The organism is Mucilaginibacter pankratovii (assembly GCF_014773265.1).
Lineage (GTDB): Bacteria > Bacteroidota > Bacteroidia > Sphingobacteriales > Sphingobacteriaceae > Mucilaginibacter > Mucilaginibacter pankratovii.
In genome coordinates this window covers 109141-121790 of the sequence record NZ_JACWMY010000015.1, presented here as the reverse complement: position 1 = coordinate 121790, position 12650 = coordinate 109141, and the positions used below count along the sequence as shown (strand labels likewise).

Here is a 12650-nt window from a genome sequence, read left to right as displayed (position 1 = left end):
AAATGTGTTTTGCGTACGGTTAGATAATGCCCCCGAAGGGGCTTTTACCTATTGATCAAATTGGATGTTATTGCGGAACGTTTATGGTGGTGTTTACCATGGTAACCGAGGCTACCAATGATATTGCCCGGCCATTTAATACCGTTTGTACCGCATTACCTGCTGTAGAAAAAGTAACACCTGCCGATGCGATGATGGTCCCCGTCATGATGCCGCCGCCTGCGCCGTTAATGGTAGCTGCGGTACCAACGTACCAGAACACATTTTTGGCCTGGCCGCCGTTGATGAGCGTAACGCTGCGGGCACCAGCCGGGCCTGCAACACCTACTGTAAGCCCTGCCGCTGTCTGGAATATCCAGGTTGCGTTCGGGTCGCCTTTGGCATCCAGTACCAGGTTGCCATTGGTTATTTTAAACGTGCCGCTGGCAGATTTGTAAATGCCCGGTGCTAAAGTTAAGCCGCCCAGTTCGCCTGCGCCCGGATCGATACCGCCCGGTTTGGAGGCTGGGGAAATGCTGTTGTAAGCAACGTTAGCAGCTAAAAGCGCTTGTGTAGCCGTTGCAAAAGAGGTAGCAGTACCCGGTGCCGGTGGTGCAGTAAATATCCCGCCGGTTGAATTACCCACGTTTAAAGGTGTTTCGGTATAAATGTCGCCATTGGTACCGTCATGGAAACCGGTTATTAAGGTAGATGCGGCGGTAGTACCTATACCTCCATTATTAATGATGGTATTCAGGCCCTGGTTGGTTACGCCTGCATTACCACCAAATGCGCCAAATGGTGCAATAGCGCCAAGAGCCGGCGGTATGGTAACAACTATCTGCGTAAAGTTTGCCGTGATGTTTTTATTGGCGTTCATGGTAACTGTAAGCGGATTGTTTGATCCCGATGCATCGCCGCTCCATGAGGTAAAGCTGTAACCCGGGTTTGCCGTTGCGGTTACCGATACGTTGGTGCCGGAACTGTACGCCCCTGAACCGGTGGTTGAACCACCCGCTGCCGGGCTCGAGTTTAATACCAGCGCAAATTGCGATGCCGGTATAGCCGCAAAATGTGCAACCAGGCTGCGATTAGCCGTTAAAATAAATTGATAGCTGGAACTGGTAGATGCTACGTTGCCGTTATCCGTCCAGTTTACAAAGGTGTAGCCAGCGTTTGGAGTGGCACTTACCGTTACCGTGCTGCCGGCATTGAATGCGCCCGAGCCATTGGTTGTACCGCCTGCTACAGGTAATGATGATAATACCACTGCGAATTGCGAAGCCGGGATGAGCGTGAAGTTGGCAATTAATGCCCTATTGCCCGCCATAACAAACTGGTAGCTGGAGCTTGTGGAAACCACCGTGCCGTTTTCGGTAAAGTTGGTAAACGCGTAGCCTGCACTTGGCGTAGCGGTAACGGTTACCGTTGAGCCCTGCGCAAATGCGCCGCCACCGGTAGTAGTACCGCCCAAAGCCGGGGCAAATGATAGGGTTACCTGCGGGATAGTGGTAAAGCTCCACACGTAATCGGCTACCATGGCGGTGCGCAGCGTATCGGTAGCGCCGGTTGTAATGGTGCCCGTATAAACGGCAAAAGGTGATAGCGGCTGTGCAGGGGTAAAGGTATATACCTTAGTATCTGCCGTTGCGGCAATAGTACCGGCAACTACCGTAGCGCCTTGTTTAATAATAAAAGTTTTATCGGTTAGGGTTGATTTGGCCATGCCGGTATTAAAGGTTACCGTTATTACCTTAGCGAGGGCAACATCTACAGCTTTATCAGCCGGATCGGTGCTCACTACCACGGGGCAGTCGCCAACTATTTCGCCTTTGTAATCGTCTTTTTTACAGGCTGAAAGAAAAGTAACGGCTAAGGCCAGCATACAAATCGCTTTGAAGATGCCGGAGTGGTTTTTACGCGGAAGCATCAAATTGCCGCCGGCGGGGAAAGTAGTTTTTTTGGTCATGTAATATTTTTAGTAGGAATGAGAGCCGAGGAGTTTTTAGACAAAACGCCGGGACGCTACAAACCTACACCCAGTGTGGGGCCGGGATGTTACACAACTATTTAAAAATGTTCTATAATTCACACATTTGGGGCAAAGTTTCACTATTGCAGCCCGATTGTTTGAAATGGGAGGGGGTTACACCAGTAATCTTTTTAAACTGGGTGGATAGGTGGGCAACGCTGCTATAGTGCATCTTCCAGGATATTTCTGTCAGGTTGAGTTCTTTATCACAAATAAGTTGTTTTACCCGCTGTATTTTTTTGAGGATAATAAACTGTTCTATCGTAGTGCCCTTTGCTTCCGAGAATATATTGGCCAGGTAGGTATAATCATGGTTTAGTTTTTCGCTCAAATGGTAAGAGAAATTTGTTTTTAGTTCGTTTTGGCCGTAATCTATCATTTCTGTTATCACGTATACGATCTTTTCCACCAGAAGGTTCTTCTTATTATCCATCAATTCCATCCCGGAGCGGATAAGCGCCAGCTTAAACTCCAGGATCTGCTCGGCAGAAATGGGCTCAAATATTTCTACGTTTCCCTGCTCAACCTTGTGCTGGGTTAGCCCCAGTTTCTCTAATTCGTACTTTACCACCACCTGGCAGCTCATGCACACCATGTTTTTTATATAGAATATCATTCGGGAAAGAGCGTGCAAAACAAATGCCCCGATTGGTGTTGCCGTTTTTTGAGTGACACCGCCTTTTTAACAATAATTTAATAATAATGCTTTTTGGCACTGCCATGCAAGTATTCTAATTGGGAATATACGGAACGGTGGAGAATTTAAAGCCTTAGTTTTTTTGGTCCGCCTTTTACATCAGGGTAATATATTTAAGTTATAATTAATTATGGATGGTATTTAGGACTTTATTAGCGCTTTAACGAATATTCTCCGCCGGAGATGCCGGGTAAATATTTAAGATAAAAATCCCTATTTTTAACCTATCCAATACAGCCCTATGTTAAAACAGTTATTCGCCGTTGCAGCTTTTATTACATCAATAGTAATATGCTCGCCGGCCATCGCCCAAAAAACCACGCCCGATACCGTACTTACCGGGGTTTACATTACCAGCATCCACGATATCAACTTTAAAGATAAAGAGTACAGCCTCAACCTGTGGCTATGGTTAAAGTATAAAAACAAGAAGTTTGATTTTCTGCACAACCTGGAAGTGCCGCAGGCAAAGTCGTACACCACGTCCTTCTCTACTATTGATACTACCGGCGGGCAGGTGTACCTGTTAATGAAGTTGCAATGCGTAATGAAAGATTCCTGGGCGATAGATAATTTCCCATTTGATAAGCAGAAGCTTCGCTTTTCTATCGAAAATTCACAGTTCGATTCGGACGCGCTGGTGTTTAGGGTGGATACGCTTGGCAAGCATTTCGACCCGCGCTTTACCCTGCGCGGCTGGCGGGTTGACAGCCTCGACATAAAAACCGGCATAAAAAAATACGAAACAGCTTTTGGCGACGAAAGCCTTGCCAAACCCCATACCGAGTATAGCAATTTCAGGGTGCGCCTTCAGATAGACCGCGATGCCATGGGCCTGTTCTGGAAGATGTTTTTGGGCATGTATGTAGCCTTCCTCATCGCCTACATGTGTTTTTATATCCATACTGATAGTATCGATTCGCGCTTTGGGCTTAGTGTAGGTGCATTGTTCGCGGTTATCGGTAACAAGTACATTATCGATTCTACGCTGCCCGAGTCTACCACCTTTACGCTGGTAGATAGCCTGCACGGCCTCACCTTATTATTTATACTTACTGTTATTATTTGTACCGCCTATTCGCTCCGGCTGGTTAAGCTGGAGAAAATCGCCCAGGCCAAAAAGTTTGATTTTTGGTGCGCACAGGTTTTGCTGCTGGTTTATTTGCTTGTAAATGCCTGGTTAATTTATGGGGCAAACCATGTGCCGGTGCTTGCGGCGATACCGCAATAAGGGCAAAGAGGTTAAATCGTTCCATCGAAAAAATCGTACATTAACTATAAAATAAGCGATCTTTTATGCCAACCGATAACAGCCAGTTTTATGCCCAATTACCCGTTAACCGGATGCCCCTTGGCGATCTGCTGACGAGTGATGCGCTTTTTGCTGATGTACCGGCCGACTGGCATATAGTGATCACCGATATCAAAAGCTCCACCCAGGCGGTGATGAGCGGCTCGCACGAAACTGTTAATCTTATTGCTACGGGCAGTATCGTATCGGTACTCAATATCGCCTTTGGCATGGGCGTTACAGTGCCATTCTTTTTTGGTGGGGATGGGGCAACCTTTATTGTGCCGCCCGTTATTATAGATAAGGTGATGCTTGCGCTGGCCGCATATAAGGTAAATACACTACAGAATTTCAACCTCGAATTGCGCACAGGCACCGTACCCGTACAAAAAATATATGCCGAAGGCTACCAGCTGCACATTGCCAAATACAGCAGTTCGCAGGTGTTTTATATCCCCGTGGTATTGGGTAACGGTATCAATTATGCCGAGAAGATCATCAAAGGCGACGATTATATGCTGGCACCCCATACCGGCGCAGAAGAAGAGCCCGACCTAACCGGGATGCAATGCCGGTGGGACCGCATAGCTCCACCCGAGAACAAAGAGGAAGTAGTAAGCCTGCTGGTTGTTGCACGCGATGGTAACCGCCAATCGGTAGTGTTTAAGGATGTGATGAACGCTATGGACGAGATCTACGGCCTGCCGCAAAAAAGGCAGCCTATATCCGTAGCCAAGCTGCAATTTAACAGCACGTTCTCCAAGCTCAGTAACGAGATGATGGTAAAGCTGGGCGAAATAAAATGGCTTCAATTGCTAAAAACGTGGATGTTTGGCTTGTATGGATACATCTACTTCCATACCAAAAATGGGAAGCATTACCTGCAAAGCCTGGTAGAAATGGCTGATACCCTGGTTATCGACGGCAAAATAAACACCGTAATATCCGGCACAGCCAAACAGCGCCTGGCGTTACAAAAGGTGTTGGATAAGCTGGAGGCAGAGGGCAAGATCATATACGGCCTGCACATCAGCCGCGCCTCGGTAATGTCGTGCTACGTGCGCGACCTTAAGGACGATCATATCCACTTTGTAGATGGCTCCGAAGGCGGCTACACCCAGGCAGCAAGGATGCTGAAGGGGAAGGTAAGCAGGTAGGTGATTGTAGGAGGCCTATCGGTTTGTCTTATAACCGTCATAAACATTTTTATGCACGCGGCATCAACACCATATATCTATTGGATTGTATATTTGTTTTAGTCAACCGGCTAAACGAAAATCTCACTTAGAAAAAACTTATTTACCATGATTGAAACTAAAGCTTACGCGGCACAGGACGAAAAAACACCTCTGGCGCCATGGACCTTTGAGCGCCGCGAAGTAGGCCCGCACGATGTACAGTTTGATATTCTTTTCTGCGGTGTGTGCCACTCAGATCTGCACCAGATAACAAACGATTGGTTCCCGGGGATCTTCCCGATGGTGCCCGGCCACGAAATTGTTGGCCGCGTAGTAAAAGTGGGCGACCACGTGAAAAACTTTAAAGTAGGCGACCTTGCCGCTACCGGCTGTATGGTGGATAGCTGCCAGGTTTGCGAAAACTGTAAACAGGACCTGGAGCAGTATTGCCTGGAAGGCAGCACCCAAACCTACAACAGCATGGAGCGCGATGGCTCGATGCCTACTTACGGTGGCTACTCTAACACCATTGTGGTGCGCGAGGAGTTTGTACTGCAACTGAAAGAAGGTGTAGATCTGGCTGCTGTTGCGCCATTGCTTTGCGCGGGTATCACCACATATTCGCCATTAAAACACTGGAAAGTGGGTAAAGGCCATAAACTGGCTGTATTAGGCCTGGGCGGTTTGGGCCACATGGGGGTTAAATTTGGTGTTGCCTTTGGCGCCGAAGTTACCGTGTTAAGCACTTCGGCAAGTAAAGAAGAAGATGCAAAAAAACTTGGTGCGCACCATTTTGTGGTTACAAAAGACCCTGAGCAAATAAAAGCAGCTGCAGGCACTTTTGATTTTATATTGGATACGGTATCGGCACCGCACGATTTTAATATGTACCTGTCGTTACTGCGTACCAATGGTACTATGATATGTGTAGGCGTCCCTAATGAGCCCGCCTCGGTTGCAGCGTTCAGCCTTTTGGGTGGCCGTAAAAGCCTCGCCGGTTCGGGCATCGGTGGTATAAAAGAAACCCAGGAAATGCTGGATTACTGTGCCGAAAACAATATTGTGTCTGATATCGAACTGATAGACATCAAAGACATCCACACCGCTTACAAACGCATGGAAAAAGGCGATGTACGCTACAGGTTTGTGATAGATATGGCGACGTTGTAAGGGTGTCGGGCACAAACTAACAGTCAACTTTCTAAAACAGCCATCAGCTAAAACTGATGGCTGTTTTATTTGGGGGGATATTTGTTTAGCCCGCAATTACTTTTTTACAAACTCGGTTATATCCTTTAGCGCCAGCAATATCTGCTGGCTGTTATCCAGTTGATAAGCATTCAACAGCATGGTTTTGCTGCCAATGGTTTGGAAATCGTGTTTTAACTCGTAATCCTTCAACTCTTTGTGCTGCGGTAATATGCGGTCCAACACCTCGCGCAAAGCTGGGATATCCCATTGTTTGTTGCCCAGGTCGTACAGGTATTGGCCCTCCGTTTCGCGCTCGGTTACCATAAAGGTTTTGTAGAAACCCTGCGTGGCGCGCAGTACTTTAAGGTCCTTATCCAGTATCAGCAATGGGTCGCGGATGGTGTTGATGATCGCCTCGGCATAAAGGCGCGAATTGTTCAACTGTTCGTTCCTGTCAAGCAGTTCGTTATTAATTACAATGATCTCCTCGTTGGTGCTTTGCAGTTCCTCTTTAGATGTTTCCAGTTCCTCGTTCAAACTTTGTAATTCCTCACTGCCCGATAACAGCTCTTCGTTGGCGCTTTGCAGCTCCTCGTTTGCCAGTTCCTGCTCCTCGCTCACCACGCGCATATCCGCCCGCGATTGGATCAACTCGCGTTCCAGGTGCTCTATGCGCAGTTCGTCTGCGTTGTAATTGGTATTAGCGTGTGCTGGCCCGCCCTCAAACATCCCCGGCTCAATACCGGTGGATGATGCCTGCTGAAAAACGATCAGAAAATGCTGTTCGTCCTGGTCGCGCAGGGGCACCACCTCAATATTCAGGAAATGCTGCAGATCGTTGTGCTGATAAAATATACCGTACTTACGCGATGGCTGGTTTGATTTTTTAGCTTGCTGCAACAGGTTCCGCAGTTCAAATGCCAGCCCGTTGCGTGCCAGCTTCAGTACGTTAAAGCTGGGTTTACCCTGTGGCTGCCCCAACCAGTTATCGGTAGGCCCGCGAAACTGGATGATATCAAACTTATCGTTTACCAATAAACCGGGCGGCACAAATTTCTCCAGCATGGTCTCGTCGGCCAATTTGTAAATATCCTTCGTTTCGCCGCGTTGTTCTCCCTGGTCAATATTCCTGAAGTTTTGCTCGGATGTTTTGGATGCCACATTCATAAACCTGCCCGGCGGCCCTTTACGCAGGTAGATCTTTTCTGCCGAGCGGTAAGGGCTGTAAATATCGGTATGCGTGCCAATACTTTCCGATTTGCCAAGCATCAGGTAGCCACCCTCGTTAAGCGCGTAGTGGAAAGTGGTAAGCGCCCTTTTTTGCAGTACCGGTTCCAGGTATATTAAAACATTGCGGCAGCTGATGAGATCTATTTTAGAGAAAGGCGGATCTTTTAACAGGTTATGATGCGCAAATACGCACATATCGCGTATGGATTTTGTAACCTGGTAGTGCCCATCCATCTTAATAAAAAATTGCTGTATGCGCGATGCGCTAAGCCCTTCCAGCTCGTTTTGGCGGTACAGGCCGTTGCGTGCCTTGGCGATAGCGGTTTCGGATATATCGGTGGCAAAGATCTGCAATTTCATGGTGGCGGCCTTATCTCCCATGTACTCCTGCAGGCACATAGCCATGCTGTATGCTTCTTCGCCGGTGGCGCAGCCCGCTATCCAAATGCGCAGCGGCTCGTTCGCGGTTGATTTTTGATTGACCAAAGCCGGAAAAATATCGCTGCAAAGTGTTTCAAAGGTCTGCGGATCGCGGAAGAAATGCGTTACCGAGATCAGCATATCGTTGTACAGCGCATCCTGTTCGCTTTTGCTCTCGCGCAGCCTGTACAGGTAATCGGCAGGTTTTTCTATTTTATTGAGCGCCATCCGGCGGATGATGCGCCGCTTCAACGTGCTTGATTTATAGTACTGAAAATCTACGCCGCGCCGCACGCGGAGTACCGTAAGTATCTGTTTGAAAACGTCGTGGTCCTCCTGTTTCGATTCCGGCTCGTTACCGGCCAAAAAATTTAAATTGAAGGGATGATTGATGTTCACCAGGTGTTTGGCGATCTCGGCGGGAGGCAGAATAAAATCTACCACGCCGCTTTGCACGGCGCTTTTTGGCATACTGTCAAATGCTGCCGATTCCTTATCCTGCGCAAAGGTGATACCACCGTTTGATTTGATGACCTGCATCCCTACCGTGCCATCATTAAGCGAGCCGGATAGGATAATACCAATAGCATAACTCTGGTGTACCGATCCCAGCGAACTGAACAAAACATCAATAGCATTTGCTTTTTTGTTTTTTAGGCCAGCGGGCTCCAGCTTTAGTATGCCCTCTGAAGCTTTTACAACCGTATTTTCGGGGCCGATGTAAAAGTGGTCCTGTTGCAACGCAATACCATCGCTGATAGGCACAACCGGTATGGGCGATATCCGCTCCAGTATTTCTGGCAGGATGCTTACATGCGTGGGGCTAAGGTGCTGTACAAATACAAAGGCCATCCCCGTTTTTTTTGGCAGGGCCTGCAAAAATAATTTGATGGCCTCTAACCCGCCTGCAGATGCGCCGATGCCTACCACCGGGAACTGGGGCTTTGGCAGCTCGGCAAGCGTTATTTTCGATTTACTCATTAAGTGCGGAGGGGTTAAAAACTTAAAGGTAAATTTATTTCTGATTAAATAATGCCGGCAACTGTGTTTTAAAGGTAGCCCATAAAAAAACCCGGCCGAAGCCAGGTTTTTTGTTCCATAGGTAAATGGGTATAAACTTAATAGTAGTAAACGTTTGTTTGAATTTTGCCGGCCAGTTTCTTTGCGTCGGGTGTGCCTGTGGCTGCAATCCCCTGCAACCATACAGTGTACAACGATCCATTGTTTAAAGTAACGTTAGTTAGCGTGGCCAGTACCGTAGCAGTGCCTGCCTGCCGAATCTCCAGGGTGTATTTGGCCGTAGCGGCAATAGGCACAAAGCCCGAAAAACCTTTGAAACTTTTGTTGGAAACCAGCGTGGCACCGTCTTTTATAACCAGGTCTGCCGCAGGTGCATCTGGGCTTAGGTTAATAAACCTAATGCTTGCCTTGCTTTCTGCCGGCCTGGTAATGGTATCGTTAAGCACAACAAATTCTTCGTGCCCTAATGTATTGGCTAAAAAAAGTGAATAATACCTGTTTTCGTTAAGCGTAATGGTATCGGCTTTATAAACCGTTTTGGTACCCGCAGTGGTAAATGTTGCTGTGCGTTTGCCGGTGTAAGCGCTTACGTAATCTAAACCGTTGCCAAAGCCAAAAGAGTAAGCGTTGGCCTTATTATCGTTTAAATAGAAATCAAGCGTGGGCGCATCCGGCGAAGCGTTGATAACAGATAACAGCGCTATTGGTGGTTGTACAGTAGTGCTGTTTTTTAAACATGAACTAAGCGATACGGCCAGCAAACACATCATCCCGACCATGCCTGCCCACCTTCTTGAATTTTGTTGAACGTTTTTCATCATAACATTTTTAGTAAGTATAATACCTGCATTACGCAGCTATTTTTAAAAACGATACAACAGGACAACGTATTTTTACAAAACTTGATTTTTTTTGCCACCGGCGCTTTACAAAACCGGGAAATGCGGGTAGATATTTTAAATACTAAAGTACCGGTTTGCGCGTGAAAACGACCGTGACTAAAGCAATACCGGGAAAGCGCTATTGCTCTTCCAGCTGCCCCAAAATACTATGCAAATGTTCTACGGTAAGGGGTTTTACAATAAAATCGCTTACCAGCGCAATAGCCCTTGCCCGTGCGTAATCTTCTTCATCGATGGAAGAGCTTACAATGAACAAGGTTATTTTCTTGCCCAGCTTTGGTGCCATTTTTACGTATTGATCTAAAAACTGCCAGCCATCAAGTACGGGCATATTAATATCCAATAGGATCAGGTCGGGCAGTTCTTCGTTATTGTTAGCATTTGCCACAAAAAAATCGAGGGCAGCCTTGCCGTTATGAAAAAAAATGGTTTTCTCAGCAATTTCAGATCGGGCTATAATGCGTGTAACCGTGAAGGTATAGATCTCATCATCGTCTACAACACAAGCAATTTTTACTTTATTCATTAAAAAATTATTTTAAACGTGGCGCCATTTCCTGGCGTACTTTCTACCTCTATCCGCCCGCCCTGCGACTCTACCTGCGTTTTCACTAAAAACAACCCTACGCCATGCGCATCTTTACGATCGTGAAAGGTTTTATATAGCCCAAACAGCTTGTGGCCATGCAGGTTCAGGTCTATACCCAAGCCATTATCGCTGCACTCTAAAACGGTTCGCAACTCGTTGTTAATATACGTTTTTAATTTTATTTTCAGATGGTGCTCCGCGCTTCTGTATTTAATAGCGTTTGATATTAAGTTGATGAGGATACTCTCCAGGTAGATATGCGGAAAAACCACCTGCTCCGCCTTAAAGTTTGCTTCTAATGTGGCGTTATTCACCTTCAGGTCCGATTCAAAGATTTGCAGTACCTCGTCCGTTACGGTTTTAAAATAAAGCACGGTAGATTTCATTACGCTTTCTTTTATTTTGATGGCTTGTGAGAGGTCTTCCAGTGTATTATTAAGTGCACGCGATACATTGTTTAGCTTTTCAAACAGAACGGCGGTGCCCGGGTCCAGCTTCTCTGTGTCTACCAGGCTCGAAACCAGCGCCATATTACTTGCATGGTTGCGGATATTGTGCGACAGGATGTGTGTAAAACTCTTCAGTTGCTTGTTGTTTTGGGTGGTAAGCTCCAGCGACTTGTTCAAAGCTATCTCGTTTAACGTTAATTTTTCCTCTACCATGCGGCGCTTCTCTATTTCGGCCTCTAAATCGGCCACGGTACGCAGGTTAAATACTGTTGGCAGTATTTTGTATAAAGCATAAACCGTAAAAATAGATACTACAGCGGTAATAAAGCGCAGCAGCGCGCTTAAACGATAGGCCGGCCACCAAAATATAGCGGCGTCAATTAAGTGGGTAAGTCCGCATAGTAATATAAAAGCTACAAACAGGAAAATTATTTTGTGAAAAGGGATATCCTGCTTTTTCCTGAGCATAATAATGAGCAGAAGAGGGATAGCAAAATAGGACGCCCAGATGCCGATATCAGAAATAATATACAGCCAGCCATGGAAATCGCTCCAGCTGCCGCAATGCCATCGCGCCGGCCAATCGGCAGTGCTGAAAATATTGCCAAAAAAATCGGCCAGCTGCTTCCCGGGCGAAGCTTTTACGATTGGCTTAACGGGTGCACACACAGGGCCGCACAATTTGGCGGTTTGGGTTAGGCTATCAATAAGTTTCAAAACGGGCAAGTTTGCAATAAATATAATTAATAACCCCGTGCTTAAAAATTTATCAAATAATTTAATTAAAGCGCGGGATTACTTAAAGCTATCGTTAATCGCATTAATTGATATTTAACAGAGCGGCTCTTTTAACGAAAAAACAGCCAACGGTAACCCTTAAAACAAAAAGCTCCTGCCGGTTACAGGCAGAAGCTTTTAGCGAGTGTGAAAAAAAAAGATCGTTACAAAGTTTCGGTGTAGCCGCCTTTAGATTGCGATGAAGTTACTACCTGCTCCACTTTTTCTTCGGCGAATTTCTTAGCCTTATCAAACCACTCCGGTGCATCGTCAGTAATATCATCCAGTATAGAGCGGCCATCCGGGCCCTTTTTAGTAATATAGTTTATTCCGTAACCTATGGCTGCGCCAACTGCTATAAATTTTAATAAGCCCATGATTTTATGTTTTTAATGGTAAATGTATATATAACGAGATGTTTGCAAGGATAGTGCCAACACGATTGATGGATTGAAAGATTAGCACGATAATTTCGTTTGTGGTAACTAAGCTTTTGTGGCAGTTTTAAGTAAATCGTGCTGATCCACAAATCCTTTAATCGTGTCCCCACTCCTTTATCAATTTCTTGCCCGCCCTGTCCTTCCAGGCCTGTATCAATAGGCCCTCTAATTCTATCGGGTTGGCTTTGGGCAGATTTACCAGCATGTAATCGTAATTGTAATAATGCTCGGTTATAAAGTAAACATCGGGGTTGGCGCTTATCCATTTATCGCGCTCAAAAGTGTGCAGTACCAGGGTTTCGCCATCCTCGCGTATGCGGATAAAGTATTTTTTATTTACATAAAACGCGGGCGTATCAAAGCACATTTTTTCGGTAACGCCGGGCAGGGGCAATAATTTATCACGCAAAAATTGCAGGTAAATAAATATGCTGGTGTCCATAAACTAAAATTAA

11 protein-coding genes are annotated in these 12650 nt (G+C 46.3%); 3 read left to right on the top strand and 8 right to left on the bottom strand.

Going from position 1 to position 12650, the window contains the following annotated elements; genetic code table 11:
* Window positions 1–67: 67 nt before the first annotated feature.
* A complete protein-coding gene (locus tag IDJ77_RS24270; RefSeq protein WP_191191578.1) occupies window positions 68–1948 on the bottom strand; it encodes an ice-binding family protein in 1881 nt (626 codons plus the stop codon).
* A gap of 112 nt (window positions 1949–2060) precedes the next feature.
* Entirely contained in the window at window positions 2061–2627 is a 567-nt protein-coding gene (locus tag IDJ77_RS24265; protein ID WP_191191577.1) for a helix-turn-helix domain-containing protein, read from the bottom strand.
* Between the two features lie 322 nt (window positions 2628–2949).
* Here IDJ77_RS24265 and IDJ77_RS24260 point away from each other — a divergent pair, with 322 nt between their 5' ends.
* The 3 genes from IDJ77_RS24260 to IDJ77_RS24250 all read left to right on the top strand — a co-directional run bounded on the left by IDJ77_RS24260 (window position 2950) and on the right by IDJ77_RS24250 (window position 6347).
* On the top strand, window positions 2950–3939 hold the full coding sequence (locus IDJ77_RS24260) for a ligand-gated ion channel (protein WP_191191576.1): 990 nt from the start codon (window positions 2950–2952) through the stop codon (window positions 3937–3939).
* 65 nt (window positions 3940–4004) lie between these two features.
* Window positions 4005–5156, top strand: a complete 1152-nt coding sequence (locus tag IDJ77_RS24255) for a DUF3095 domain-containing protein (RefSeq protein WP_191191575.1) — start codon at window positions 4005–4007, stop codon at window positions 5154–5156.
* Between the two features lie 147 nt (window positions 5157–5303).
* The gene (locus tag IDJ77_RS24250) at window positions 5304–6347 is read left to right on the top strand and encodes an NAD(P)-dependent alcohol dehydrogenase (RefSeq protein WP_191191574.1); all 1044 of its coding nucleotides are present in this window, start codon (window positions 5304–5306) and stop codon (window positions 6345–6347) included.
* A gap of 96 nt (window positions 6348–6443) precedes the next feature.
* Here the strand turns inward: IDJ77_RS24250 and IDJ77_RS24245 are convergent, their stop codons facing one another.
* From IDJ77_RS24245 to IDJ77_RS24220, 6 genes are all read right to left on the bottom strand, one after another.
* Entirely contained in the window at window positions 6444–8999 is a 2556-nt protein-coding gene (locus IDJ77_RS24245; protein ID WP_191191573.1) for a CheR family methyltransferase, read from the bottom strand.
* A gap of 137 nt (window positions 9000–9136) precedes the next feature.
* Entirely contained in the window at window positions 9137–9859 is a 723-nt protein-coding gene (locus tag IDJ77_RS24240; protein ID WP_191191572.1) for a DUF4397 domain-containing protein, read from the bottom strand.
* A 199-nt stretch (window positions 9860–10058) separates the two neighbouring features.
* Entirely contained in the window at window positions 10059–10466 is a 408-nt protein-coding gene (locus IDJ77_RS24235; protein ID WP_191191571.1) for a response regulator, read from the bottom strand.
* On the bottom strand, window positions 10466–11695 hold the full coding sequence (locus IDJ77_RS24230; RefSeq protein WP_191191570.1) for a sensor histidine kinase: 1230 nt from the start codon (window positions 11693–11695) through the stop codon (window positions 10466–10468). The genes IDJ77_RS24235 and IDJ77_RS24230 overlap by 1 nt, the downstream gene beginning before the upstream one ends.
* Window positions 11696–11919: 224 nt before the next feature.
* The gene (locus tag IDJ77_RS24225) at window positions 11920–12132 is read right to left on the bottom strand and encodes a YtxH domain-containing protein (protein ID WP_191191569.1); all 213 of its coding nucleotides are present in this window, start codon (window positions 12130–12132) and stop codon (window positions 11920–11922) included.
* A gap of 157 nt (window positions 12133–12289) precedes the next feature.
* Window positions 12290–12637 (bottom strand): MmcQ/YjbR family DNA-binding protein, encoded by a 348-nt coding sequence (locus tag IDJ77_RS24220; protein ID WP_191191568.1) that lies wholly within the window; start codon window positions 12635–12637, stop codon window positions 12290–12292.
* Window positions 12638–12650: the final 13 nt, after the last annotated feature.

Bases quoted from the DNA above. Each gene is read 5' to 3' on its own strand.
- IDJ77_RS24235 (WP_191191571.1), bottom strand. From the start codon at position 10,466: ATGAATAAAGTAAAAATTGCTTGTGTTGTAGACGATGATGAGATCTAT.
- IDJ77_RS24250 (WP_191191574.1), top strand. From the start codon at position 5,304: ATGATTGAAACTAAAGCTTACGCGGCACAGGACGAAAAAACACCTCTG.
- IDJ77_RS24255 (WP_191191575.1), top strand. From the start codon at position 4,005: ATGCCAACCGATAACAGCCAGTTTTATGCCCAATTACCCGTTAACCGG.
- IDJ77_RS24225 (WP_191191569.1), bottom strand. From the start codon at position 12,132: ATGGGCTTATTAAAATTTATAGCAGTTGGCGCAGCCATAGGTTACGGA.
- IDJ77_RS24270 (WP_191191578.1), bottom strand. From the start codon at position 1,948: ATGACCAAAAAAACTACTTTCCCCGCCGGCGGCAATTTGATGCTTCCG.
- IDJ77_RS24240 (WP_191191572.1), bottom strand. From the start codon at position 9,859: ATGATGAAAAACGTTCAACAAAATTCAAGAAGGTGGGCAGGCATGGTC.
- IDJ77_RS24260 (WP_191191576.1), top strand. From the start codon at position 2,950: ATGTTAAAACAGTTATTCGCCGTTGCAGCTTTTATTACATCAATAGTA.
- IDJ77_RS24245 (WP_191191573.1), bottom strand. From the start codon at position 8,999: ATGAGTAAATCGAAAATAACGCTTGCCGAGCTGCCAAAGCCCCAGTTC.
- IDJ77_RS24220 (WP_191191568.1), bottom strand. From the start codon at position 12,637: ATGGACACCAGCATATTTATTTACCTGCAATTTTTGCGTGATAAATTA.
- IDJ77_RS24265 (WP_191191577.1), bottom strand. From the start codon at position 2,627: ATGATATTCTATATAAAAAACATGGTGTGCATGAGCTGCCAGGTGGTG.